Annotated in this window: 21 protein-coding genes; 17 read left to right on the top strand and 4 right to left on the bottom strand. The window is 46.7% G+C overall.

The window, feature by feature from the left end; all coding sequences use genetic code 11:
- Nucleotides 1-78 precede the first annotated feature (78 nt).
- Both T497_RS0112690 and T497_RS17735 read right to left on the bottom strand, forming a co-directional pair.
- Nucleotides 79-1512, bottom strand: coding sequence for a GGDEF domain-containing protein (locus T497_RS0112690; protein ID WP_028515931.1), 1434 nt, complete (start codon nt 1510-1512; stop codon nt 79-81).
- A 258-nt stretch (nt 1513-1770) separates the two neighbouring features.
- A complete protein-coding gene (locus T497_RS17735) occupies nt 1771-5115 on the bottom strand; it encodes an EAL domain-containing protein (protein ID WP_051530673.1) in 3345 nt (1114 codons plus the stop codon).
- A 381-nt stretch (nt 5116-5496) separates the two neighbouring features.
- On the opposite strand from T497_RS17735, the gene T497_RS0112705 reads away from it, so the two are divergent.
- From T497_RS0112705 to T497_RS16900, 17 genes are all read left to right on the top strand, one after another.
- Complete coding sequence (locus tag T497_RS0112705; protein ID WP_028515932.1) at nt 5497-6696, top strand: ABC transporter substrate-binding protein; 1200 nt, start codon at nt 5497-5499, stop codon at nt 6694-6696.
- On the top strand, nt 6683-7501 hold the full coding sequence (locus T497_RS0112710) for an ABC transporter ATP-binding protein (RefSeq protein WP_028515933.1): 819 nt from the start codon (nt 6683-6685) through the stop codon (nt 7499-7501). The genes T497_RS0112705 and T497_RS0112710 overlap by 14 nt, the downstream gene beginning before the upstream one ends.
- Entirely contained in the window at nt 7498-8418 is a 921-nt protein-coding gene (locus T497_RS0112715; RefSeq protein WP_028515934.1) for an ABC transporter permease, read from the top strand. The genes T497_RS0112710 and T497_RS0112715 overlap by 4 nt, the downstream gene beginning before the upstream one ends.
- An 826-nt stretch (nt 8419-9244) precedes the next feature.
- Nucleotides 9245-10141: a class I SAM-dependent methyltransferase gene (locus T497_RS0112725; RefSeq protein ID WP_028515936.1), complete on the top strand. Its 897-nt coding sequence runs from the start codon at nt 9245-9247 to the stop codon at nt 10139-10141.
- Between the two features lie 113 nt (nt 10142-10254).
- Complete coding sequence (locus T497_RS0112730) at nt 10255-11415, top strand: trans-sulfuration enzyme family protein (RefSeq protein ID WP_028515937.1); 1161 nt, start codon at nt 10255-10257, stop codon at nt 11413-11415.
- A gap of 10 nt (nt 11416-11425) precedes the next feature.
- On the top strand, nt 11426-12337 hold the full coding sequence (locus tag T497_RS0112735) for a PLP-dependent cysteine synthase family protein (protein ID WP_028515938.1): 912 nt from the start codon (nt 11426-11428) through the stop codon (nt 12335-12337).
- Nucleotides 12338-12413: 76 nt separating this feature from the next.
- A complete protein-coding gene (locus T497_RS0112740; RefSeq protein WP_028515939.1) occupies nt 12414-13325 on the top strand; it encodes a LysR family transcriptional regulator in 912 nt (303 codons plus the stop codon).
- A 134-nt stretch (nt 13326-13459) separates the two neighbouring features.
- Nucleotides 13460-14800, top strand: a complete 1341-nt coding sequence (locus T497_RS0112745) for a phenylacetate--CoA ligase family protein (protein WP_028515940.1) — start codon at nt 13460-13462, stop codon at nt 14798-14800.
- 152 nt (nt 14801-14952) lie between these two features.
- Nucleotides 14953-16119, top strand: a complete 1167-nt coding sequence (locus T497_RS0112750; RefSeq protein ID WP_028515941.1) for a pyridoxal phosphate-dependent aminotransferase — start codon at nt 14953-14955, stop codon at nt 16117-16119.
- A 150-nt stretch (nt 16120-16269) separates the two neighbouring features.
- Nucleotides 16270-16857 (top strand): cyclase family protein, encoded by a 588-nt coding sequence (locus T497_RS0112755; RefSeq protein WP_028515942.1) that lies wholly within the window; start codon nt 16270-16272, stop codon nt 16855-16857.
- Between the two features lie 181 nt (nt 16858-17038).
- Nucleotides 17039-17554 (top strand): 2-oxoacid:acceptor oxidoreductase family protein, encoded by a 516-nt coding sequence (locus T497_RS0112760; RefSeq protein ID WP_028515943.1) that lies wholly within the window; start codon nt 17039-17041, stop codon nt 17552-17554.
- The gene (locus T497_RS0112765; protein ID WP_028515944.1) at nt 17551-17844 is read left to right on the top strand and encodes a 4Fe-4S binding protein; all 294 of its coding nucleotides are present in this window, start codon (nt 17551-17553) and stop codon (nt 17842-17844) included. Before T497_RS0112760 ends, T497_RS0112765 begins: the two co-directional genes overlap by 4 nt.
- Nucleotides 17841-19013 (top strand): transketolase C-terminal domain-containing protein, encoded by a 1173-nt coding sequence (locus tag T497_RS0112770; RefSeq protein WP_028515945.1) that lies wholly within the window; start codon nt 17841-17843, stop codon nt 19011-19013. The genes T497_RS0112765 and T497_RS0112770 overlap by 4 nt, the downstream gene beginning before the upstream one ends.
- Nucleotides 19003-19896, top strand: coding sequence for a thiamine pyrophosphate-dependent enzyme (locus tag T497_RS0112775; protein ID WP_028515946.1), 894 nt, complete (start codon nt 19003-19005; stop codon nt 19894-19896). Before T497_RS0112770 ends, T497_RS0112775 begins: the two co-directional genes overlap by 11 nt.
- A 349-nt stretch (nt 19897-20245) precedes the next feature.
- A complete protein-coding gene (locus tag T497_RS0112780) occupies nt 20246-21532 on the top strand; it encodes a sensor histidine kinase (protein ID WP_028515947.1) in 1287 nt (428 codons plus the stop codon).
- On the top strand, nt 21529-22236 hold the full coding sequence (locus tag T497_RS16895; protein WP_051530674.1) for a LytR/AlgR family response regulator transcription factor: 708 nt from the start codon (nt 21529-21531) through the stop codon (nt 22234-22236). The genes T497_RS0112780 and T497_RS16895 overlap by 4 nt, the downstream gene beginning before the upstream one ends.
- 468 nt (nt 22237-22704) lie before the next feature.
- The gene (locus tag T497_RS16900; protein ID WP_051530675.1) at nt 22705-23223 is read left to right on the top strand and encodes a class D sortase; all 519 of its coding nucleotides are present in this window, start codon (nt 22705-22707) and stop codon (nt 23221-23223) included.
- A gap of 330 nt (nt 23224-23553) precedes the next feature.
- Here T497_RS16900 and T497_RS0112795 read toward each other — a convergent pair whose 3' ends face one another.
- Together T497_RS0112795 and dapF are read right to left on the bottom strand one after the other, a co-directional pair.
- Nucleotides 23554-24753, bottom strand: coding sequence for an LL-diaminopimelate aminotransferase (locus T497_RS0112795; protein ID WP_028515948.1), 1200 nt, complete (start codon nt 24751-24753; stop codon nt 23554-23556).
- Nucleotides 24746-25591 (bottom strand): diaminopimelate epimerase, encoded by an 846-nt coding sequence (gene dapF / locus T497_RS0112800; protein WP_028515949.1) that lies wholly within the window; start codon nt 25589-25591, stop codon nt 24746-24748. The genes T497_RS0112795 and dapF overlap by 8 nt, the downstream gene beginning before the upstream one ends.
- Nucleotides 25592-25595: the final 4 nt, after the last annotated feature.

Below are 25595 nucleotides of genomic sequence, written 5' to 3' on the forward strand. Positions count from 1 at the left end.
TCCAAGGAGCCGCTTATTCTATTATGTCACACTGCTCATGCAGTTTCAGGAAACGATGATTTAAACACGTCTTTCCGTTTAGTCGCGGTTTTCAAGGCGTCTGTCGTTCTTAGGGTGATTCTTGTAGTATTCTCTCTTGTCTACATACATATTCTCGTCAGCCAATCTCATTGCAGTTCGTATATCACAGCCCGATGATACATAATGATATCCGACAGCAAGGCTGACATCGTTGGACATATCCATATGGGCTCTGAGTGCCTGTATTTTTTTATCGAACTTTTCTTTTGTACAGTTTGTTACTATCACGACGAATTCATCACCGCCTGCGCGGTATACTTCGTCTTCTACGAATATCTCCTGTAGCAGGATACCTGCTTTTTTCAGAAGAATATCTCCTGCACTGTGTCCCTGCGTATCGTTCATGACCTTCAAGCCGTTCAGGTCGGTAAACACGATACCAAAGGGAACAGAGATGTATTCCTCACCGTTGACGATAGCAGTAATGCGGTTGTTCATGGCATTTCTGTTCTGTACACCTGTCAGCATATCGGTGAATCCGAAGAACTCCAAGCGCTTGACCATATTGTAGTTCGCTATCTGAGAGGATATGAAATAGGTCGTCAGTTCCAGTATTTCCTTTATCTGAAATACCATATCCGTGTCATAATTTGTAGCCCAGATAAATCCCATGATCTCGCCGTTATACTGAAGCGGGAACATAACAACGCTTTTTACTCCTGCCTCATCAAGTGTCAGCCACCACATATGATTGATCCTGCTGATATGCTCCATGTCTTTTTCGTCCTTGATGATAATGCAGTCGCTCTCACCGAGGGTTTCGAGCCATGATAAAGCAAGATCATAGAAATTGATAAAATCCGTAGCTGTTTTCAGTGTGCTTTTTTCTCTGACGCTTTTTGCCAGAATGGAACAGGTTCCGTTGCTTTGGTTCAGAAGCATGATAGTGCATACTTCCGCCTTACACAGTTCACGGATATCATGTACGACTTCTGAAAGCGTCGAACTGAAATCATTTGCACCGTGCAGCTTTATACAGGTACGCAGCACCTCATCTGAAGCTCCCGGCGAATGGGAGGAGGTCAGGCATACATGGGCAGCGTCGGTCATCTGAGTGGAATATGCACAGTAGCAGAGGTTGCCGTCTTCATAATCTATCGGGATAACGAACACATTGAACCAGAGATTGAGTTTGCTGGGATGAACGAATGTGTGAACAGGCTCTTTCAGTACTGCCGCTCTGTAGCACAGGTCTTCAAAGTTTGTATCCTTCGGGATATAATCGGAATAAAGAGAGTTTGGAACAAACTTATTATTATCTTTCATGGACATACCCGGAACCACTTCATATTTCGGGTGCTCTACGACATCTATATATTTTTTATTGCCTGCAACCACACGTATTTCTCCATATTTGCCGTCGGGAGTTTTTTCAACGGATAGTATACTTGTCATGGGATAATAGCTGTCTGCAACTTTCTGAAAATCCATAAAAACTCCTTTCCGCATAAGGAACGAATAGTTCTGACGCAACTATACCGCCCAAATACCAGTGTGATTACTTATATATATTATGTAATATTCCAGTGAAAATAACAATAGACAAATTGTAAAATCAGCTAAAAAAGTATTTGGGAAGGAGTATGGTAAGATGTCGCTTGTCAGGGAAGCCTTTTTTCAGAAAGGCTTCCCCATAACAACTATAAGCTTATATATTGTGTTGAGTATAATGTCGGGAAATATTGAGTCTTACGTATAGTCTATAGTAACAGGTCTTTTTATTTCCGAGCCGTTTACGATAACTCTATGTCGGCTGTTTTTAATGATGATGTTTTCGTCGGGAGCAAATGTCTCCTTGCCGAGAGCCGACCTTACGTCCACCTTTGTATCGGAGTCTGAAAGCATTATATGAGTATCCTCGCTGTATCCGCCGAAGGCAAGAGCTTCCTGACCGATAGTCTCGATATGGAGGTGACAATCCCTCAGAGAGATATCCGAGCTTTTATAAAGAGCTCCGAAGCAGGTGGAATTATCCGCCATAGTATTGAGTACAAGGCTGACCTGTTCGGTTTTTATTGAAGCCTTGTCGCCGTTGAGAGTGCCGAATACCGTCAGGCATTTGCCGTGGGCATAGAAGTTTATCGCGCTCTTGATTATGGTTATATCGGCGCTGTTTTCAAGTGAGCCTATAAAGGTTCCGATACTTGCCGAGAAATCGGTCTCTATGTGGCAGGTGCTTATCACGATATTGACTTCGCCCTTGATAGCGCCTATGCCGACCTCGGTCTCGGTATTGACATTGAGGTTGTACTCTCCGCGGTTTATATGGATATTTCCGCCGTATCCCGAACCGATACATATGCCGTCTTTTCCGCGGCAGCTGATATTGATGGGACCGTCCTGCTCGAAGATAAGCTCGCCGTGGCGTGAAGAGTGGTCGTTGCCTATGCCGTAGGATTCTGCGGCGTTAAGGTCAATATTCAGCGCACCGTCGCCCTCGATAATGAGCTTTGAGGATTCGGGTACCTGTATACCCGACTCAAACAGTGTATTAGTGCCCACAAGTACGAGAGTAACGTTTGAGTTTTCGCCAAGCTCGATACAGGGACGGTTCTTGACATTGGCAAAATAAACGTCCTCCAAGGTTATGCGCCCTCTGTAATCAGGCTCGATACGCATATGTATATTGGTCTTCATCTGTGGAGTACCTATTATAGAGATATCCTTGTAGACCATTTCATCGTGTCCGATAACGATATCCGTACAGCCGTCCTTCTCAAGCTTTGCAAGTGAGACGCGGTTTGTCTTGCCTGCGGTATAGATATGCTTGACATTGCCGTCGATATGCTCCTGATGATACTGTTTTATCTCGCTGCGGCATTTTTCGTCAATCTGACTGATGATATCAGCGGACGGCCTTGCGGTATAGAAACCCTGAATAAGGTCAGCTCCGAGGTGTATCACAGTCTGGAGCTCCTTTGCGGTCTCGACGCCCTCTGCAAGAGCCTTTATGCCGTTGTCATGGCAGAAGTCGATTATCTCGCGGACGAAATGCTGCTTCTGAGGGTATTCATGTATATCGCTGAGCAAAGAGCGGTCTATCTTGACGAAATCGGGCATATAGCGCAGCAGATTGCTGACGTTGGAATAGCCTGTGCCATAGTCGTCAACAGCGATGTTGATATGCATCTTTTCAAAGTTTGTCTTGAGTATTTCAAGGTCTGAGTCCTTTAGCTCGGCTTCTTCGGTAAGCTCAACGACTACCTTGCCTGCATGAGCGGCAAGCGACTTGTCCAGTTCTGAGGTCGCTTCTTCGCCTACGCTGACGCCGGGGATACTGTTGATGAACACCTTTTTATCGCCCAGCTCATTTGTCTTTTGGTCTATGAGACTGAGAACGTTCATGAATGTAGCGCGTTCAACATCGGGCAGGCGCTCCTGCATAGCCGCATATTTTAAAATAGAAAGGGGAGATACCTTTGACTCGGTTCGCGCCCTCATAAGAGCTTCAAAAGCATAGACGCTTCCGTCAACAGCGCTTACAATAGGCTGGAAATAGTAGTCCAGCAGGTTTTCGTCCAGTATCCTTGTAACAAGCTGATACTGGGCTTTTTCGTTTGTATCAAGACTCTCATAGGCGTGGCTTGTGACTGCGAACTTGCTGCTGTGGAGTCGTTCAAGCTGCTCCTGCATATTTTTCAACATAAGATTGCGGCGCAGAATCTCAAAGCCCCTGCAAACAGAGCTTATCCACAGTCTGTATGTCTCGTCGTAGCTTCGCAGCTTGTCTCCGTAACTTAAAACTGCATATCCGAAGCACTCGCTCTCGTAGAAAACGGGAGTGAAGAAATAAGCCGTAGGATAGCCGCGCTCCTCGTCAAGGTCGGGGAGCATTTCCGCCGTTTCAAAGCTCTCATCAAGACCTGCGATGTTGTTCTTGCGGTCGCTGCAATAGCGTATAGCGTGTATCATGCGCTTGGGATAACCGTTGTTTTTATGGTGTATGCCATGAGAGGCGCTTTTCCATTCGCTTGATATGCAGAGGTGGAATTCCTTTGCGTCGTGTATCTGATACACATAGGAATAGACCGTGCTGAGGTATTCCTGCACGGAGGACTGTAAAATAAGGTTCTCGTCCATTGTATTGAAAACCGAGTGATATCTCTCCTCGGAGATATCTGTACCCCAGTCGTCACGCTTTATCTGATAATGGGGCATGGACTCGCAGCTGCAGCCGCAGCTTTCACCGAGAAGCATCTTGGATCTCAGCTTGAAGGAATCTGGTATCTTGCCCTTTATCCAGTCCATGAGAAAATGGAATGCATATTCTCCGAATTCCTCGGCAGGGATAAGAGCCGAGGTTATGGGCTTTGGACTGGTCTGTCCCTCAAAGGTGGAATCATAGCCTATAACGGCTATGTCCTCGGGGACGCGTATACCTCTCTTCGCAAAAGCCTTGCAGAGTCCGATAGCCATCTGGTCATTTGCGCAGGCAACGGCGTCAGGCAGCTTTTTCCCGTCAGCAAGGAGCTCCTCTGCGCATATCTCTCCGCTCTGATACCAGAAATCACCGTAGATTATGCGGCTCTCGGGAACCTCAAGACCTGCCTTTGCCATAGCGTCACGGTAAGCCTGCAAGCGCTCCTTGGAGTGCTTATGCCATTTCTTGCCTGACAGATAGGCTATATCCTTGCAGCCGTGAACTTCTATAAGATGTGTTACAAGGTCAAAGACCGCGGAATAGCAGTCTGTGCATATGCTTGGGAACAGGTCGCTCTCTTTTTCGATGACAACTATGCGGTTGTCGAAGAAATCCTTTAGATAAAGCTCCAGATTATCTGCGGCGTTTTCTGTCTGGATACTGTCTTTAAGTATGACAGCGCCGTCGAATTTCTCGGGATTCATAAGTGAGAAGATATTGGCTTCGCCCTGTTCGCGCTCCCGTGTATCCTGATATTTGCGGTACATTGAAAAGATACATACGTCATAGCCCTGCGAAAAAGCCTCTTTAAGAAAGCCGCTGATAAAACGGCTCTGGTATGATTCGTCTGCCTGTCCCACAAATAAAGCTATTCTTTTTCTGTGTTCGATCATGCATATCCCTTCCTTTAACAGGTGATTTATCTCAATACATAGATTTATCATTAATCATTCAGAATACATATTATTAACTATTATATATTATATCATAAAAAGTTTTGAATTTCATGGAGAATTATTGTATATGTTAAATAAGTTGAGAAACGTTTTGCGGCTATATGAGGACGTATAGCTCCTGTCTATAATAAACGATAGTCCTTTCGTATTGGACAATAGCCTATAGGTATGGTATGATTAGTTCATCAAAGGAAAACAGGAGTGAATAACATGAGAAATTACAGAAATATCACCAATTCGGAGCGAATGCGATGTCGTGATTGAATCGTCCGAAAGAATAATGAGTTTATAGTTTTTAAGATTTGAAAGGTGATAAATATGAATAACAAGGCTAAATACATTTCTATACTTGCAGCATTCTCGCTGCTCACAGGCTGCGGAGCATTAAACAGCAGCTCCAACAGCACAGAAACAGGCACACAGGCAAAGACAGAGGCTTCCACAGCGGCAGACACCACAACAGACTGTTGTGAGGGCAAGGAAAAGGACTGCTGCAAGGAGGAACCGAAGGACTGCTGCGGAGACAGCGCTGAGGCAGTTATCGGCAAGCCCGAAAAGACCGACATCAACATCGGCTACCTGAATTCAACAGCTCATCTTCTTGCATTCGTTGCTGCTGAGGAGGGCTACTTCAAGGAAGAGGGACTCAACGTTACTCTCACACAGTTCTCCAGCGCAGCAGAGCTGGTAAACGGTCTTGAATCCGACAAGCTTGACGTTGCGTTCATAGGCTCGGTACCGACTCTCACATTCCTCAGTCAGGGACATGATATCTCGGTCATCGGCGGAGCAATGACAAACGGTCACGGCTACGTTATCAAGTCTGAATTTGCAGACAAGGACGAACAGGGCGTTGAGATACTCAAGGGCAGAAACGTTGCTTCCGTAAAGAACAGCGTTCAGGACGCAGAGCTCCAGATACTTCTCAAGAATGCACACATTGAGATAGGCGAGGGCGCTGACAAGGTAAATATCGTTTACTTTGACAGCCAGAAGGACGCTTATGCAGCTCTTCTCAACAAGAATATCGACGCAGCTTCGGCATATTCGCCATACACTTCACTTGCAAAGTCACAGGGCTACAAGGTAGTTTACTACTGCGCACATGAAAAGGCACTGGAGAACCAGCCATGCTGCCGTCAGGTCGCAAAGACTTCTGCTGTAAAGGATAACCCCAACACATTCACAGCTCTCGAAAGAGCATTTATAAAGGCTTACCACCTTACACAGAGCGACCACGCAAAAACAATAAAGGACGTTAAGAAATACATCGACATAGAGGAAGATTTCATCGAAACAGAGGTTTACGGCGGCTTCAGCGTATCAAGCCCCGATCCTGACAAGCAGGGTACTCTGACTCTTAAAGATACTATCGTAGAGCTTGGTTACACCGAGGACTTCGATATTGAGCCGCACTACAACACAGACATCTACAAGAAAGCGCTTGACAGCATTTTAGCTGAGAGCGAAGATGACATCTACTCATCATTAAAGGAGCATTTTGATGACTACGAATAAAATTGAGATAAAAGACCTTACGGTCAATTACATTGAAAACAAACGAAGCTTCAACGCCCTCCACGACGTATCATTCGGAGTGGGCAGGGGAGAGTTCGTAAGCGTTATCGGAGCCAGCGGCTGCGGAAAGTCCACGCTTCTCAGCGTACTTGAGGGACTTTATACTCCCGCAGGCGGCTCGGTACAGATAGACGGCAAGGAGCTTCACGGCACAGGCACAGAGCGCGGAGTGGTATTTCAGCACTACTCCCTGTTCCCGTGGATGACTACAAGAAAGAACATCGAGTTCGGCATAAAGCAGTCACGCCACGACGTAAAGCGCAGCGAACGCGCTAAGATAGCAGACGAGTTCCTCACAAAGGTTGGACTTACAGGCTTCGGCAGCAAGTATCCCTCACAGCTCTCAGGCGGTATGCAGCAGAGAGCAGCTATTGCAAGAGCTCTTGCAATGGATACCGAGATACTCCTCATGGACGAACCGTTCTCCGCTATCGACGCAAAGAACCGCGTTATATTGCAGGAGCTTCTCCTTAAATTATGGGAGGGCGACGGCACCGAGGAGCGCAAGACAGTTGTTTTCGTAACTCACGATATCGACGAGGCTATACTTCTTTCCGATAAGATAGTAGTTCTCACAGCTCACCCGGGTACAGTAAACGAGGTAGTGAACGTTCCTTTTGAGCGCCCCCGCAGACGTGAGGACTTAGTAAAGACAGACGAGTACGGAAAGTTCCGCAACAGGCTCCTGTCACTGCTCTACAGCGATATTGCCGCGCGTATCGGCGGAGATGAGGTGGTACTATGACATTCAGAAAACGCTACCTCCGCATAACACATCTGCTGTTCATAGCACTGCTGCTGATACAGCTTCTTCCCGACAAGTCCACAAAGGACGTATTCACAAGCTCACTCATTATATTTGCAGTAGGACTTGAAATCATAGTCCTTGCCGCTTCTTCATTTATCAAAAAGGAAGAGGGACTGTCGCTTCTTCTGGATATAACAGGATTTGTATACGTGCTTCTTGCAGTATGGTCACTGGCAACGGCAAAATACAACGTGCTCAACGACCTGCTTTTCCCTGCACCCGGCAAGGTGATACATCAGTTTACCGAGGACAGGTCGGCTATCCTCACTAATATAGTCAGCTCTCTCGGAACTACTGTCAAGGGCTTTATCCTTGCAGCTGTAGTGGCTATCCCACTGGGACTTTTCATAGGCTGGAGCGCAAGAGTTGGCGGAGCTGCCACATACATCACAAAGTTTTTCAGCTCAATACCGCCTATAGTTTACATTCCTTACGGAATAGCACTTCTCCCAACATTCAAGTCAGTATCCGTATTCGTTATCTTCCTCGCAACATTCTGGCCTGTATTCGCAGGAACCATGAGCGGAGTTCTCGGCGTTGACAAGAAGATAATCGACTCGGCAAAGGTACTCAACGTAAGCAAGCCCGAAATGCTGTTCAGAGTAATACTTCCTGCGTCATTACAGCAGATATTCCTCGGCTGCAATCAGGGACTCAGCGTATCATTCATACTCCTCACATCTGCGGAGATGATAGGCGCAAGGGACGGAATGGGCTACTATGTCAAGTATTATTCGGACTTCGGCGACTATACACGTGCTATCACAGGACTTCTCGTTATCGGTTTTGTAGTAATAGGAGTTACTTTCCTGTTCAATAAGCTCCAGAACCGACTTTTAAGGTGGAAACGATGAGCGCAGAGCCTGCGCCCCCTTCCCACGTTGGCGCTCGTAAACTCGCTCACTCTTATCAATGTCGATGATCGTACATCGCTTACAGAACATTTTACACGTGCGGATAATATCCGCCCCTACAGCGCAGAGCCTACGCTCCTTTAAGGTGGAAAAAATGAAAAAATATAAGATGATAAAGCCAGAGAGCGATGATTGTTCGTTCTTTGGCTTTCTTTATTTTAGTTGGGAGTTGAGAGCAAAGCTTGTAGGGGCGCCCTTTGGGCGTCCGTTATTCCCGTTGCAAATAAAATTGCCGTGTGTAGGGGGCGATGCCTACATCGCCCCGTTGGTTTACGTAATAATTGGTCGGGCTGATGTGGGGGACTCCCTGTAGTACAGGGAGATGTCAGCAGAGCTGACAGAGGGTACGGGTGCCTGTTAGGCATCAGCTCCTACAGAGTGTTATTCATCATTTAACCGTAAACCTCGGGCGGACAATATCTTCCTCCTACAGGTTTTACAAAATCTATAAAACCTACAGGAATAATAGAATAATTCTATAACTATCGCTGAATATAGTCTAAACCTATTGACAATGTATGCTAATCATGTTATAATGCATATAGTTCAGATAGGAATACAAGAGATTAACGAAAAGGAGTGCTGAACATGAGAACTAATATGATGTGTTGTATGCAGTGTTGTTGTATGAACAAGTCAAACGATATCCGTATTCTGCATACCTATGCTCAGCGATGTTGCGTCATCTCCTGACTTTAAGCGAGTAAAATGTTATGCGTAGAATGCGAATGTCATTCTGCGCATTTTTTATTAGGGAGAATTTACTATGGTCAATGAAAGAGAAAGCGTTACCGCTAAGATATGCGCCTTTGTTAGAGCCTGGCACTCAAACAGGGCGCGGCAGAAGATATACGACGACTACCTTGCCTATGATATGCTCGGCAAGGAGGAATACGACAGCATTTACGAGCTCATCAGCAGCGGACTGGACGGCTCACAGCGGTTCAGCCGTGAGGACACCGAGCAGGTCATCAGCGAGTACTTCGCACCAATACCGCTGTCAAGGATACACTTCAATGAGAGCAGGCTGGCGGACTTCGCAAAGGAAAACGGTAAGATACAGTACGTCATCTGCGGAGCAGGCTCTGATACCTTTGCATTCCGCAACGATAACGAGAACATCGAGGTTTTCGAGATAGACCACCCCGACACTCAGCGCTACAAGCTGGAAAAGATTCGGGAGCTTGAATGGAATATCCGCGATAATGTCCACTATGTGCCTGTTGACTTCGAGCGCGAGCGAATGTGCGACAAGCTTCTTGCAGCAGGCTTTGATCCGAAGAAAAAGACCTTTTTCAGTATCCTCGGAGTTACCTATTACCTTACGCTGGACGTATTCACGGATACCTTGAAGCAAATGGCGGAGCTTTCAGCTCTCGGCAGCGAATTGGTCTTTGACTATCCCATAAAAACAGGGGAGTTCCCCAGACGTGTTGAACGTCTCGAACAGATAACCGAGGGCATGGGCGAGGTCATGCGCGGCGGATATGATTACAATGAAGTATCAAGAGCGCTGTACTCTCTCGGCTTTCAGATAGACACATATATGCCGCCTGAAAAGGTGCAGAGCGAGTATTTCGACGGCAGAGACGACGGCTTGAAGGCATTTGAAAACGTGAGCCTGATATCTGCAAGCTACACCGCAGGCTACGATTACGAATAAACGTCATTAACCATATATTTTGTAGGGGGCGATGCCCACATCGCCCCGCAATTAACGAATTATGTCAGACGGGCTGATGTGGGCATCAGCCCCTACAGAAAAGGAGAATTATTATGAGCAATTATAAAAATACAGAAACCACACTTATCCACGGAGGCATCTCCATTGACGAGCGCACAGGCGCTGTAAATATCCCGATATACCAGACCTCTACTTACAAGCAGGACGGTCTCGGTAAAATGCGCGGCTATGAGTACTCCCGTACAGGCAACCCCACCCGTGAAGCTCTCGAAGCTCTTATCAGAGACCTTGAAGGCGGCGTTGCTGGCTTTGCATTCGGCTCGGGAATGGCTGCTCTTACCGCAGTTCTCAGCCTGCTTCACAGCGGCGACAGAGTTCTTATCTCCAGCAACGTTTACGGCGGCACATTCCGCCTGCTGAGCAAGGTATTCGACCACTTTAACATCACATACACTATCGCAGACACTACAGACCTTGCAGTTTACGAGAGCCAGATAAGCTCCGACGTAAAGGCGGTCATCATCGAAAGCCCTGCAAATCCGCTCATGACAGTTACCGATATAAAGGCAGTCGCAGAGGTGTCCCACAAGCACGGACTTCTCGTCATCGTGGACAACACATTCATGACGCCGTATCTTCAGAAGCCCCTTGAGCTTGGCGCTGATATCGTAGTCCACAGCGCTACTAAGTACCTCGGCGGTCACAGCGACGTTGTTTCGGGACTTGCAGTTGTAAACTCAAAGGAGCTTGCAGAAAAGATAGCATTTATCCAGAATTCCACAGGCGGAGTCCTCGGACCTTTCGATTCGTTCCTGCTTATCCGCGGTATAAAAACTCTTGCAGTCCGCATGGACAGACACGTTGAGAATGCGGAGAAGATAGCAAAGCTCCTTGAAAATCACAAGGCAGTAAAAAGCGTCTACTACCCGGGGCTTGAAAGCAGTCAGGGCTATGAGATAAACCGCAGACAGGCTAAGAACGGCGGAGCTATGATATCATTCGAGCTTCACGAAAACTATGACATAAACGCATTCTTTGAGAGCTTGGAGCTTGTCTCACTGGCTGAGAGCCTCGGCGGCGTGGAGTCACTTGTATGCCACCCCTCATCAATGACACACGCTTCCATTCCTGCCGATATCAGAAAGAAAGTCGGCATAACCGACGGACTTATCCGTTTATCAGTCGGAATAGAAAATATTGAGGATATTATCGCAGATATCGAACAGGCTATTGCAAAATCAGAGAGAAAGTGAGATAATATATATGAGATACTATGATTCAATGCAGGCTCTCATCGGAGATACACCTCTGGTAAGGCTTGGAAATCTCGTTCAGAATGAGGGCGTGAACGTCTTTGCGAAGCTGGAGCTCTACAATCCCTCGGGCAGCGTCAAGGACAGAACAGGTCTCTACATGATAAACGACGCCGAGAAAAAAGGGCTTCTTAAAAAGGGCGGCACTATCGTTGAAGCAACCGCAGGAAACACAGGTCTTGGCATAGCATTTGCGGCTCTGAACCGCGGCTACAGGATAATATTTGTAGTTCCCACGAAATTCTCAGCCGAGAAGCAGTCTCTCCTCCGCGCACTGGGGGCAGAGGTCATAAATACTCCCCGTGAAAAGGGAATGCTGGGAGCTGTTGCAAAGGCTGAGGAGATAAAGGCTCAGATACCCGGATCTATCTCACTGGAGCAGTTCAAGAATCAGAGCAATCCGCTTGCACATTACGAAACTACAGGCAGGGAGATATTTGAATCTCTCGACGGCAGGATAGACTACATAGTTGCAGGCGCAGGCAGCGGCGGCACCTATACGGGAATACTCCGCTATATCAAGGAGCGCGTACCAAATGCAAAGGGCATACTTGCAGATCCTGTAGGCTCTACTATGGGCGGCGGAGAGCATTCTGACTACAACATCGAGGGTATCGGAAACGACTTCATCGCAGAGACAATGGATATGTCCCTTGTGGACAAGGTAATCAAGATAAACGACGAAGAGGCTTTCAATACAGCCCGTCTGCTGGCAAAGACCGAGGGCGTTATCGCAGGCTCCTCATCGGGAGCGGCTATGTCGGCAGTCATTAAGCTCATCGAAAGCGGCGCAAAGGGCAATATCGTAACTGTGTTCCCCGACCGCGGAGACCGCTATTTCAGCACAGGGCTATTTGATTAGTGAGCAGAAGAACTAAGAACTATGTGTAGGGGACGGCGTCCTCGACGTCCCGTCTGAGAATTAATGGAGGTACACAATGACTTTACAGCAGCTTAAATACATACTTGCAATATCTGCAACAGGCTCAATGAACAAAGCGGCTGAGCAGCTTTACGTGTCTCAGCCCTCACTGACGTCGTCAGTGCAGGAGCTTGAAAAGGAGATAGGTATCAAGATATTCAACCGCAGCGGCAGGGGAGTTACCCTTACCAATGACGGTGCTGAGTTCATACAGTATGCCCGTCAGGTGGTAGGCCAGTTCGACGTTCTTGCTGAGAAATATATCAGCAAGGGTAATGTGAAAAAGAAGTTCGGAGTGTCCACTCAGCATTACTCCTTTGCGGTAAAGGCTTTCGTGGAAATGGTCAAGGAGTTCGACACAGCGGAGTACGAATTTGCAGTCCGCGAGACCAAGACTGCCGAGGTCATCAGCGATGTTGCCACAATGCGAAGCGAGATAGGCATTATCTACCTCAACGACTTCAACCGCAAGTCCATAACCAAGCTGCTGCATTCAAACGGTCTGGAGTTCCATACGCTGACAAAGTGCAGTCCCTTCGTTTACCTGTGGAAAGGACACCCACTTGCAAAGGAAAAGAAGATAACCTTTGAGCAGCTTGCGGATTATCCCTGCCTTTCATTCGAGCAGGGCGACAACAGCACATTCTATCTGGCTGAGGAGCTTCTCAGCACTGCCGACTATCAGCGTACTATCAAGGCTAACGACAGAGCTACAATGCTGAACCTGATGATAGGACTGAACGGCTATACACTGTGCTCGGGAATCATCTGCGAGGAGCTCAACGGCAGCGACTACATCGCCGTTCCCTTTGAGGACGACTCCGACGAGATAATGGAAATAGGCTATATCACGCTGAAAAACGTGATACTCAGCGAAATGGCAGAGATATACATCGACGAGATAAAGGCTTATCTTAATATCACTTGAAAGCCATTTATATAAGCTATAGTCTTAGCTTATAACCCGGAATAACCCTTTGGTATTGGACAAATGTCATCAAGGGGTGTATAATTAAAACATACCAAACAGATATATATTATAGAATATGGAGGATAAATACAATGAGCAGAGATATCAATAATAAATTCTGGAACGAGGAGCTTGAAACTCTTCCCCGTGAGGAACTGGAAAAGAGACAGCTTGAAGACCTGAAGGAGATCGTGAAGTTTGCATACGACAACGCTCCTTACTACAAGCGTTCGTTTGATGAAGCAGGTGTAAAGCCCGAGGACATCAAGACTCTCAAGGACATCGAGAAGTTCCCGTTCATCAACAAGAAAACACAGCGCGACACTCAGGGCGTTGGTTCATTCCTCGGCGAGCTGGCAGCAGTTCCCGAAGAGGACGTAGTTTTCATCTCAACATCATCGGGTTCCACAGGCGTACCTACAATGAGCCCATTCACAAAGAAGGACTTCGACGAGTTTCAGGACACTGAGAGCCGCTGGTTCTGGCAGATAGGAATGAGACCGAATGACCGCTACGTACACGCTCTCAACTTCTCACTCTACGTTGGCGGACCTGACGTAATCGGCGCACAGAACCTTGGTGCATTATGTATCTGGGGCGGTACTCTCCCCAGCGAGAGACTTCTCTTCATACTTAAAACATATCAGCCTACAGTTATCTGGACTTCGCCTTCCTACGCATGGCAGCTCGGTGAAAAGGCTCTCAAGGCAGGCTACGATCCAAAGAAGGACTTCAACATCAAGAAGATAATCGTTGCAGGTGAGCTCGGAGGTTCTATCGACGCTACAAGAAAGGCTATCGAGGAGATATGGGGCGCAGAGGTATTTGACTTCTACGGTCTGTCCGATATTTTCGGTGCCTGCGCTGCACAGTGCGAATACCACGACGGACTTCACATCGCTGAGAACCATATCCTTGTTGAAACAGTTGATATCCACACAGGCGAGGTTCTTGAACCAGGTCAGACAGGTGAGCTTGTATTCACAACTCTCCGCAAGCACGCAAGACCTCTTATCAGATTCAAGACAGGCGATATCGGACGCATTGACACAACAAAATGCCGCTGCGGACGTACACACGGCAGGATCAGCATTCTCGGCAGAAAGGACGATATGTTCATCGTTTCCGCTGTTAATGTATTCCCAAGCGATATCGAGGCTGTTATCCGTGAGCAGAGCGACCTGACAGGCGAGTACCTTATCCGTATCTTCGAGAAGGACTTCACAAGCAAGTATGCTGTTGAGGTAGAGAAAGCAACAGGCGTTGCCAAGGACGACGAAACAGTAGCAGCAGAGGTAAGTGCAGCACTCAAGGCTCGTATCGGTGTTAAGCCTGCAAGAGTAGTAGTTCACCCTGACGGCGGTCTGAATACACGTTCCGAGCACAAGTCCAGAAGAGTTATCGACGAGAGAAATATTGACTACAATATATAATAATGTTATAATATAAGAGATGATTGTAGGGGCTGATGCCTACATCAGCCCGTAAAAATCGGTGCGATGTGGACATCGCCCCCTACAAATTATTTTTGTAGGGGCGGATATTATCCGCCCGATTCATTTAATATTTTTTAAGGAGAAAAAATATGCCAGAACTTTCAAACCGAACAGCGACTTTTACCGATTCTGTCATAAGACGTATGACGAGAATTTCCAATAAATACGGCGCAGTAAATCTTTCCCAGGGCTTTCCCGACTTCGAGCCGCCAAAGGAGATACTTGACCGCCTTGCAGAGGTCACACGGGAGGACTTCCACCAGTATTCCATAACATGGGGAGCTCAGAATTTCCGCGAGGCTCTTGCCGAGAAGCAGTCCCGTCTTATGGGACGTCAGATAGATCCCAACGGTGAGATAGTAGTCACCTGCGGAAGCACAGAAGCCATGATGGCGGCAATGATGTCCGTTACAAATCCGGGAGACAAGGTAATCGTGTTCTCGCCCTTTTATGAGAACTACGGCGCAGACACCATTCTTTCGGGAGCTGAGCCAATCTACGTTCCACTGATACCGCCTGCATTCAGCTTTGACGCAGACGTGCTTGAAGCCGCTTTCAAGCAGCACCCCAAGGCTTTGATTCTCTGCAATCCTTCTAATCCATGCGGTAAGGTGTTCACCCTTGAAGAGCTTCAGATAATCGCAGATCTTGCCAAGAAGTACGACACATTCGTTATCACAGACGAGGTTTACGAGCACATCGTTTATGCGCCCCATAAGCACGTTTACTTTGCAAGCCTGCCCGATATGTGGGAGAGAACTATCTCCTGCTCATCGCTTTCAAAGACCTACTCCATAACAGGCTGGAGACTGGGCTATGTCATAGCTCCGCCGCATATCATAGATACTGTGAAAAAGGTGCATGACTTCCTTACAGTAGGCGCTGCTGCACCATTGCAGGAGGCTGCCGTTACGGGACTCCGCTTCGGCGACGATTACTACAAGTGGTTACAGGACAAGTATACCGAGAAGCGCGACCTTTTCCTCCGCGGACTTGACGACATCGGCATACAGCATACCGTGCCTGAGGGAGCTTACTACATACTTCTCGATATTTCGGAGTTCGGCTACAAGAGCGACCTTGTATTCTGTGAAAAGCTTGCAGAATATGTGGGCGTGGGAGCAGTTCCCGGTTCCAGCTTCTTCAAGGAGCCTGAAAACCGCTACATAAGATTCCACTATGCAAAGAAGAACGAAACTCTCGAAAATGCACTGAACCGACTTAACGATATAAGAAAGAAAATGCCCAAGGAATGAGTTTTTCATTTGCTCATATCGTATCTGAATAAAAAAATCCGCAGTTCATAAACCAGAGCTGCGGCTTTTTGTTGTATTGTCAAAAGAACTGTGATATAATAATTACATAGCTTTGGTACATAACAATGCAGAAAAGGATATGAGGTAAAAATGAACAAGATAATCGACATTTCTCAGGAGGTATTCTCCTGCAAGGTGTTCCCTGGGGATCCAGCGCCGCAGAACACGCAGCTATTAAGCGTAACAAAAGGCGACATATGCAATCTGACACAGCTCTCGATGTGCGCTCATAACGGAACTCACGCTGACGCGCCGTTCCATTTTCTCAATGACGGAAAGACCATAGACCAGCTGGGACTTGTTCCCTTTGTGGGGGACTGCTTTGTGGCGCGTCATGACGGCAATGTTACGGCAGCTGACGCAGCAGGCATAATGGAAAAAGCCAAATCAGCAGGCGCGGCTGAGCGCATACTTATCGCAGGAAAAGCCATAGTAACTGCCGAGGCAGCCCGTATTTTTGCAGAGGCAGGCATAAAGCTACTCGGAAACGAAAGCCAGACAGTAGGTCCCGAGGACGCGCCAAAGGAAGTGCATCTTATCCTGCTTGGAGCTGAGGTCGTTCTGCTGGAGGGGATAGTGCTTGACAATGTTGACGAGGGAAGATACTTCCTCAGTGCAGCTCCGCTTAATTTAGGCGGCTGTGACGGAGCTCCATGCAGAGCATATCTCATAAAGTAAGGCAAAAGCTTTGAAGCACTAATAAATAGCATGAAAAGTCCGATGATTCGGACTTTTTTCTTTTGTGAAACTCTGCTTAGGCTATAGCATTTCCCTATAACCTATGATAAATCTATCGTATTGGACACCTACGAAAAACAGGTGTATAATTAATACATATTAAAACGATAGGAGAAATGGTATGAAAGAGATTCTATGGCTCGGAAGAGGCGGTCAGGGCGCATTTACAGCCGCAAAGCTTCTCGGAGCAGCCTATACGATAGATGATGACGATAAGTATGCTCTTGCATTTCCGTCATTCGGTCCCGAGCGCCGCGGAGCTCCCGTAAGAGCATTCACCAAGCTTGATACAAAGCCTGTTGTGGACAGAAGCCAGACCAAAAAGGCTGACTATATCGTTATCCTCGATGATACACTGTACAGTCCTCAGCTTCTTGAACTGCTGAAAGACAGCGGAAAAATAATAGCCAATTCCAAGAACGATATAAGCGGAGTCTGTACCTTTGACGCTGAGAAAATAGCCGCAGAATTCAGACTTCCCACAGTAAATACAGTTATGTTCGGGCTTCTTATCGGGCTTTCGGGAGTCGTTTCGTCTGACAATGCAGCAGAAGCTATAAAAGGCTATATGCCGCAGAAAATACAGGAGCGCAATATCAATGCGCTTCTCAGAGCTGTTCAGGAGGTGGCAAAGTGAGACCGCATATCAGAGAGAAAAAGAGCTTCACATTCGATGAAGTTCCCGAGAATACGTCATTTGAAGCAGGCTATCTCACTACCGTCAACAGCGGCTGGCGAAGCATAAGACCTGTTATAAACAGCGCAAAATGCGTGGGCTGTGAGCAGTGCTATCTCTACTGTCCCGACGGAGTTATATCCATACAGGACGGCAAGGCAGTCATCGACTACGATTTCTGCAAGGGCTGCGGAATATGCGCGAAAATATGTAAGATAAAGGCAATAGAAATGGAGGCGGAGCGCAAATGAGCAAAAAATTCTTATCAGGCAACGAGGCTTTTGCCGAGGGCATACGCCTTGCACGTCCGCAGGTCATTTCGGCTTACCCTATAACTCCACAGACCATAGTTGTTGAGCGCCTTTCGGAAATGGTTGAGGACGGCAGTCTCAACGCTGAATACGTACACGTTGAGTCCGAGCATTCGGCTATGTCATGCGCTATAGGAGCAAGCGCCGCAGGCGCGAGAGCCTTTACGGCGACCTCCTCTCAGGGACTTCTCTACATGGCTGAATGTCTCTACTATGCATCGGGCGGACGTTTCCCCATAGTAATGATGAACGCAGACCGTTCAACTGCTCTGCCGTGGAATATCTACGGCGACCAGCGCGACAGCCTTTCACAGCTGGACAGCGGCTGGATTCAGGCATACGCCGAAAATTCTCAGGAGGCTCTTGACCTTGCGCTCATGAGCTACAGGATAGCTGAGGACAAGCGCGTTTCCACGCCCTATATGGCTAATCTGGACGGCTTTGTGCTTACACATACATACGAAACAGTGGATATCCCCGAAAGGGAACAGGCAGACAGGTTCCTGCCGCCCTATGAGACCGACAACCGCATAGACCTTGAGTCTCCCAAGAATATGGCGTTCTCAGCAGGTCCCGATACAAACTATATCTTCAAATACAAGGAGCATGAGGGCGTACTTGCGGCTCGTGAAGTCATTGCCGAGACTGAAAAGGCTTTTGCCGAGATATTCGGCAGGAAATACACAGGACTGCTTGAAAATTACCGTACCGAGGACGCTGACTACATTATCGTTACTCTGGGCAGTATCGCAGGTCTCTGCCGCGAAACTGCGGATAAGCTCTGCGAAAATGGCGTAAAGGCAGGCGTTGTCCGCATTCGCTACATGAGACCATTTCCAAATGCTGAGATAGCTGATGTACTGCGCAATGCCAAGGCATATGCAGTTCTTGAAAAGGACATCAGCTTCGGCAATGAGGGAACGGTTTTCACCAATGTTAATTCCGCCCTGAAAAAGGCAGGAGCTGACGTAAAGGGCTATAACTTCATCGGCGGTCTGGGCGGACGTAATATTTCCGCTTCTGATATTGAAAAGATATACAATGACATCGCAAATGGCACGGAAAGTGTCAATTTTATAGGAATAGGAGGCGAGAGCAATGGCAAATAAGGTTGCAGACAGCATTTCCCGTGAGGAATTTTTCTACGGACACAAAGCCTGTGCAGGCTGCGGCGGAAGTCTTGCTGTAAGAGCGGCTCTGAAGGTCCTCGGACCAAATGCGGTATCGGTTCTGCCTGCGGGCTGTATGTCGGCAGTAGGCTTTAACTTCCCACAGCTTTGCTTCTCAAACAACTCCATAATCTCGACCTTTGCAGGTACAGCCTCCATGCTCACAGGCGTCGAAGCAGGTCTCCGCGCAAGGGGAATAAAGGATTTCACGGCAGTTGGCTTTGCAGGTGACGGCGGTACGGCAGATATCGGTATACAGGCTCTTTCGGGAGCTATTGACCGCAATGACAATATCATCTATATCTGCTACGACAACGAAGCCTACATGAATACGGGCATACAGAAAAGCGGTCTCACGCCTTTCGGTGCAAAGACCACAACTACTCCGGCAGGAAAGAATATCCACGGAAATATCCGTCCCAAGAAGAATATGTTCGAGATAGCCGCAGCACATGATATCCCCTATGCTGCAACTGCAAGCGTGGGTTATATCTACGATTTCATTCAGAAGGTGCAGAAGGCTTCACAGATTCAGGGTACAAAGTATATCCACGTGATCGCTCCATGTCCTACAGGCTGGGGAGTTGCTCCCGACGAGACTGTTGAGATAGCCAAGGAGGTCGTTGACTGCGGACTGTGGTATCTTGCGGAGTACGAAAACGGCGAATTCAAGCTCAATCACAAGCCTAAGGAGTTCACCAGCGTCGAGGCTTATCTGAAAAAGCAGGGACGCTTCAAGCACCTTACCGACGAGGATATAGAGGTGATAACGGCTTCAAGGGATAAGAAATGGGAGTTTATCGGCAAAAACTTTGCGGTTTAAACTCATGTGCACAGAATAAAAAAGCTTTGAATACAAGCAGTAATATCTGCGTCAACATCAACTGACGGTAAAATTTGTTTATAAATTATTAATTCAATCTGACTAAGAATGTGTTATAATAATATCTATAATATTTTTATAGGCAAATTATCACCGAAAAGAGTTGACAATGATATGATGAACTATACTGATAAAATGACGCACAACACCGAAGCAAATTCTACAGTACAGCATAACTGCGCTCTTTTTAAGATAGGATAGATGTAATAAGTGTTCTCAGAGGGATAAGTGTTTCCTTTGAGGACGCTTTTTATTTGAACATATAATTCTTCTGAAAGGGGGGCAATCCATGAATATAATAATAGAATTTATCGGACAGAGCTACATGACGCTGATGCTGCTTCTGGGACTTGTGATCATAATGCTTGTAAACCGACGCATAAAGATAGACGGAGTTCAGTACGTATGGGCGATAGCAAGCCTTGTATTCATCATTACCGTATGTGAATACGTGGAATACTGGTGCGACACATATAATAAGCCTATATGGATAAGATACGTAAAATCGGCGATAACCTACTCGCTGAATCCGCTGCTCATATTGCTGGAGCTTTATCTTATCGCTCCCATAAAGCATAAATTCCTGCTGATTATACCATACATAATAAACGTGGCATTGGCGGTATCTGACCTTTTCGGCACTAATTTTATCTATGCCTACACAGAAGACCATAATTTTATTTCTGGAAAGCTGAAAGTGGTACCTGCCATAGTCGTATGCTTCTATATCCTGCTGCTGGCCTTTTATTCCAACTATTTTATCAGAAACGACGAGCGTTCAAAGGCGATAATAGTATTCTTTATGTCTTTTAGCACCATAATCACTGTCTATCTGGAATACGAAAACATTATCGTCAATCACACTACCGATATAGCCGCAATGGAAATGCTGATATACTATTTCTATCTTGCGGCGATACATCACAGCAAGGTACAGCAGAAGCTCCACGCAAGCGAGCTTGCGCGTGAAAGGCAGAACAACGAGCTTCTTATGGCACAGATACAGCCGCATTTTATCAATAATTCACTGCTTGCCATACAGGCGAGGTGCATGGATTATCCCGAGATATACGACAGTATCAGAAATTTTTCACGGTATTTGCGGTCAAATTTCGACAACATAGGCAATACTCACCCTATCACCTTTGAGCAGGAGCTGAAAAACATCAAGGCTTATCTTGCCCTTGAAAAAATGAACTTCGGTGACAGGCTCACAGTGGAATACGATATTGACAACGAGGACTTCATGCTTCCTGCTCTCAGCGTTGAACCCCTTGTGGAGAACGCAGTTCGGCACGGAGTAGCCGCAAGAGAGAACGGCGGCGTTGTACAGATAATACAGCGCGACGAGGAGAGCGGCATAATTATTGAAGTCCGCGATATCGGACAGGGAAAGCTCAATCTGACAGAAAAACAGGAAAAACGCCGCGGTATCGGAGTTGCCAACGTCCGAGCAAGACTTGCGGTCAATAATAAGGGCACTCTGGAGCTTATTCCCGAGGATAACGGATACTGTGCCAGAATTTTTCTCAAAGATATAAGATATGCTAATGAAAAAGGGGAGAATGATGTATGATAACCGTATTTGCAGACGATAACGAGTCATCAAGACGCATGATGAAAATGGTGATGAACTCCATTGATCCTATGGGCTCGCATTATTTTGCGGAAAATGCCGCCAAAGCCATTGACCTTGTGGCTGAGCATAATCCCGATGTGCTTTTCCTTGACATTGAAATGCCTGGGCTCAGCGGTATTGAAGCTGCCAATCACCTTAAACAGGTACAGCCTGAGCTCAATGTCATATTCGTTACGGGACACCCCGAATATGCAAGGGACGCTCTGCGCCTGTATTGCAGCGGCTTTATCGAAAAGCCCTATGACGAATACGATGTGCTGGAGGCTCTGAAGCACCTGCGCTATCCCTTGAAGCAGACTATTTCACCGCTGGTTGTGCGCTGTGACGGGCATTTCGCAGTATTCTTCAAGGGTGAGCCCTTTACATTCAAGCGCAGGCTTACTATGGAGCTTTTTGCGTATCTGGTCTATAAAAACGGCGCTATGTGTACAAACGGCGACCTGCTTGGCATACTTTGGGACGGTGATCCAGAAAAGGGAGACCACCTGCGTCAATTGGTCAAGGATATGAGGGACTGCTTCGATAATGCAGGCATTAGCGATATAATCATAAAGCGCCACGGCAGTCTCGGACTGAATACAAGCGCCTATGAGCTCAAAGGCGATACGGCTTCTATTAATGAGGAATTCAACTGGATATAAGCATATTGTATACTGTTTAACCTACTATTGGATATACGGTTTGTAAAATATAATGGAGCGAAACTACAGTTTAGCGGCATTGTTTACAAAATGTTAATTAAAAATTAACTGAATATTCATAAACACTATACTTTGTGTAACGCATTTGTCACAGGCGGTATGGTATAATATAATCAAGTTAAAGGAAAGTTTATAGAGGCTATAACATATATTTAAAAGTCATAAACCATTACCCCACATTTCGGCATACCCCATTATCCAAAAGGCTGAAAAGCCAAAATCAAGATATGAAAGTGAATCATGGTTCACTTTCTTTCTTGACTCAATTAACCATAAGCGGCTGCGCAATAGTGTAGTCGCTTTTTATTTTTTTATTGGAATTGAAGGTGCAGCTCCATAATGAGTAAAAAATGTTGCGCTTCAGCCTTAAAAGTGGTATAATAAGAGCAAAACGAAAGAGGGCGCGATATGGAAAAGATAAAAAAACGCAGACAGATGCGTATTATGGGAATTATAATGATAGTTATCGGCGTTGGTGTACTCTCTGTCTATGGGTACAGGAAGATAAGCCGTGAAATATATCTCCGCAGACTGCTTAAAGATAATATCAATTTCGAGATACCTTGCCTTTATATAAAAGTACCTGTTCTTGAGGGAACAGGTTCAAAACAGCTTCAGGTCTCGGCAGGACATTTTGAAGGTACAGGAGCTCTCGGCAAGGGCAATTATTGTATCTGCGGTCATAACAGTACCGTATATGCCGAGATATTCAACGACCTTGACAAGATAAAGATAGGCGATAAGATGTATCTTGCGGATATTGACGAAAAGCGCACGAAATATGAGTATATCGTAACGGAATACAGTATAGTCGAGCCCGATAATGTCAGTGTTCTGAATGATTTCGGCGATAACAGGCTCACTGTTATATCGTGCACCGATGACGGTAAACAGCGTCAGGTAGTTGTCGGAAAGCTTAAAGAATAGCATATAAAACTAAAACCACACGTTTAACCCGCAACATTTATATAAAAGGTTATAGCTATTAATGGGGGAAACCTTTCTGAGGAAAGCGTTTCCCCCATACCCCTTTCTAAAGACTTTTATCTGTTTTTTTCACAGATAGGGCGCTTCGTAAATAAAAAAGCTTTGATAATATATGGAGCGCCCTATCTGCGAAAAAACAAAACGAAAGTTTTAGGGAGAGAGTTTGAGAGAAGCCCCTTTTTCAAAAGGGGTTCTCTCAATAATAAGCATAAAACCCCTATATAAGTGTTGTGGATAACGTGTGGTTTTAATTATATAAGGAGGGGAAGGTTACTTTAAAATTGAACGGAATCTCTTCATTGCTTCAACGGTATTTTCCTTGTTGTTGAAGGCTGTCAGTCTGAACCAGTTATTGCCGTTCTGACCGAAGCCTGCACCGGGAGTTCCTACGACGCCTGCCTTTTCAAGCAGGAAATCGAAGAACTGCCAGCTGTCCATGCCGAATGGGCACTCGAACCAGATGTAAGGGGAGTTGATACCGCCTGTATAGCGTATTCCAAGCTCTGTCATGGTATCTGAGATTATCTTTGCATTCTCCATATAATGAGCTATCATGGCTTTTGCTTCTGCCATGCCTGCTTCGCTGAAAACAGCTGCTGCGGCACGCTGTACGATGTAGGGAACGCCGTTGAATTTGGTGCACTGACGGCGGTTCCACATCTTGTTAAGGCTCATTTCTCTGCCGTCTGCTGACTTTGAGGTTATAGCCTTTGGAACTATGGTATATCCGCAGCGTGTACCCGTAAAGCCTGCGGTCTTGGACAGGGAGCAGAACTCCACAGCGCACTTCTCTGCGCCCTCTATCTCATAGATGCTGTGTGGGAGTTCACTGTCCGAGATAAAGCACTCGTAAGCCGAATCAAAGAGTATAACAGCGTCGTTTTTGAGGGCATAATCCACCCATTCGCGGAGCTGAGCCCTGTTGTAGCAGGCTCCCGTAGGATTGTTAGGGGAGCAGATATAGATTATATCAGCGTGAACGCTCTTATCGGGCATAGGCAGGAAGTTGTTTTCCGCAGTTCCGTTGATAAAGACGATGTTTCTGGCATTCATGGTATTTGTATCCACGTAAACGGGGTACACAGGATCGGGTATCAGAACTGTGTTATCCTTTGAGAAAAGGTCGGTGATGTTACCTGTGTCGGACTTAGCGCCGTCGGAAACGAATATCTCGTCGGTGTCAAGCTCCACGCCGAATGTCTTGTAATGTCCCTGAATAGCCTTGCGGAGAAAATCATATCCTTGCTCGGGACCGTATCCGCGGAAGCTCTCGGCTTTGCCCATTTCATCAGCGGCGGAGTGCATAGCCTCCACTACAGTTTTTCCGAGGGGCAGGGTAACGTCGCCGATACCAAGACGAATTACTGATCTGTCGGGATTTTTCTGCTGAAATACAGAAACACGTTTAGCTACCTCGCTAAAGAGGTAGCTTTCTTTTAATTCTAAAAAATTTTCATTGAATTTAGCCATTGTAATACTCTCCGTCAAATGTAAATTCCGCAGGACCTGTCATGTAGATGTGACCGTCCTCCGCGTTCCATTCTATTGTCAGCTGACCGCCAAGCAGGTCTACCGTTACGGGCTCCCGTGGACTGATACCGTTAAGACAAGCCGCCGCAACAGTTCCGCAGGTGCCTGTTCCGCAGGCAAGGGTTTCTCCTGTACCGCGCTCCCATACGCGCATTTTCAGATGCGTGGGGGAGAGAACGTTTACGAACTCGATATTAGCCTTGTGTGGGAAGTGTGCGTCCTGCTCGAAAACTCTGCCGTATTTCTCAACTTCAAATGTGCTGACGTCTTCATCTATAAAAGCTACGGCATGGGGATTTCCCATTGATACGCAGGTAAATGTGAACTCTCTGCCGAATGCTGAAAGCTTCAGGTCTTTAACAGGGGATACATCAGCTGTAACAGGTATCTCAACAGCCTCTGTTATGGGAGCTCCCATATCAACTGTAAGGGTACGTGCGATATCGTTTTCGTCGGTATTGACGGTTATCAGCTTTATGCCTGCCAGCGTTTCAACGGATATCTCTTTTTTGTGGATAATATCTCTGTCGTAGACGTATTTTGCCACACAGCGAATGGCATTGCCACACATCTCGGACTCGCTGCCGTCAGGATTGAACATACGCATTTTGCAGTCGGCTGTCTTACTCGGACATATCAGCACCAGACCGTCAGAGCCGATACCGAAGTGTCTGTCGCTTATCGCGCAGGCAAGCTGCTGGGGAGAGCTTACGCTCTCCTCAAAACAGTTTACGTACACGTAATCATTGCCGCAGCCCTGCATTTTTGTAAATCTCATTTAT

Source organism: Ruminococcus flavefaciens MA2007 (genome assembly GCF_000621845.1).
In the GTDB taxonomy this organism is placed as follows: Bacteria; Bacillota; Clostridia; order Oscillospirales; family Ruminococcaceae; genus Ruminococcus; species Ruminococcus flavefaciens_E.

What these genes read in the sequence shown, in the direction of transcription:
- T497_RS0112745 (WP_028515940.1), top strand. Translation starts at nt 13,460, where the DNA reads ATGAGCAGAGATATCAATAATAAATTCTGGAACGAGGAGCTTGAAACT.
- T497_RS0112730 (WP_028515937.1), top strand. Translation starts at nt 10,255, where the DNA reads ATGAGCAATTATAAAAATACAGAAACCACACTTATCCACGGAGGCATC.
- T497_RS16900 (WP_051530675.1), top strand. Translation starts at nt 22,705, where the DNA reads ATGGAAAAGATAAAAAAACGCAGACAGATGCGTATTATGGGAATTATA.
- dapF (WP_028515949.1), bottom strand. Translation starts at nt 25,591, where the DNA reads ATGAGATTTACAAAAATGCAGGGCTGCGGCAATGATTACGTGTACGTA.
- T497_RS0112705 (WP_028515932.1), top strand. Translation starts at nt 5,497, where the DNA reads ATGAATAACAAGGCTAAATACATTTCTATACTTGCAGCATTCTCGCTG.
- T497_RS0112750 (WP_028515941.1), top strand. Translation starts at nt 14,953, where the DNA reads ATGCCAGAACTTTCAAACCGAACAGCGACTTTTACCGATTCTGTCATA.
- T497_RS16895 (WP_051530674.1), top strand. Translation starts at nt 21,529, where the DNA reads ATGATAACCGTATTTGCAGACGATAACGAGTCATCAAGACGCATGATG.
- T497_RS0112795 (WP_028515948.1), bottom strand. Translation starts at nt 24,753, where the DNA reads ATGGCTAAATTCAATGAAAATTTTTTAGAATTAAAAGAAAGCTACCTC.
- T497_RS0112710 (WP_028515933.1), top strand. Translation starts at nt 6,683, where the DNA reads ATGACTACGAATAAAATTGAGATAAAAGACCTTACGGTCAATTACATT.
- T497_RS0112725 (WP_028515936.1), top strand. Translation starts at nt 9,245, where the DNA reads ATGGTCAATGAAAGAGAAAGCGTTACCGCTAAGATATGCGCCTTTGTT.
- T497_RS0112760 (WP_028515943.1), top strand. Translation starts at nt 17,039, where the DNA reads ATGAAAGAGATTCTATGGCTCGGAAGAGGCGGTCAGGGCGCATTTACA.
- T497_RS0112735 (WP_028515938.1), top strand. Translation starts at nt 11,426, where the DNA reads ATGAGATACTATGATTCAATGCAGGCTCTCATCGGAGATACACCTCTG.
- T497_RS0112770 (WP_028515945.1), top strand. Translation starts at nt 17,841, where the DNA reads ATGAGCAAAAAATTCTTATCAGGCAACGAGGCTTTTGCCGAGGGCATA.
- T497_RS0112690 (WP_028515931.1), bottom strand. Translation starts at nt 1,512, where the DNA reads ATGGATTTTCAGAAAGTTGCAGACAGCTATTATCCCATGACAAGTATA.
- T497_RS0112740 (WP_028515939.1), top strand. Translation starts at nt 12,414, where the DNA reads ATGACTTTACAGCAGCTTAAATACATACTTGCAATATCTGCAACAGGC.
- T497_RS0112775 (WP_028515946.1), top strand. Translation starts at nt 19,003, where the DNA reads ATGGCAAATAAGGTTGCAGACAGCATTTCCCGTGAGGAATTTTTCTAC.
- T497_RS0112755 (WP_028515942.1), top strand. Translation starts at nt 16,270, where the DNA reads ATGAACAAGATAATCGACATTTCTCAGGAGGTATTCTCCTGCAAGGTG.
- T497_RS0112780 (WP_028515947.1), top strand. Translation starts at nt 20,246, where the DNA reads ATGAATATAATAATAGAATTTATCGGACAGAGCTACATGACGCTGATG.
- T497_RS17735 (WP_051530673.1), bottom strand. Translation starts at nt 5,115, where the DNA reads ATGATCGAACACAGAAAAAGAATAGCTTTATTTGTGGGACAGGCAGAC.
- T497_RS0112715 (WP_028515934.1), top strand. Translation starts at nt 7,498, where the DNA reads ATGACATTCAGAAAACGCTACCTCCGCATAACACATCTGCTGTTCATA.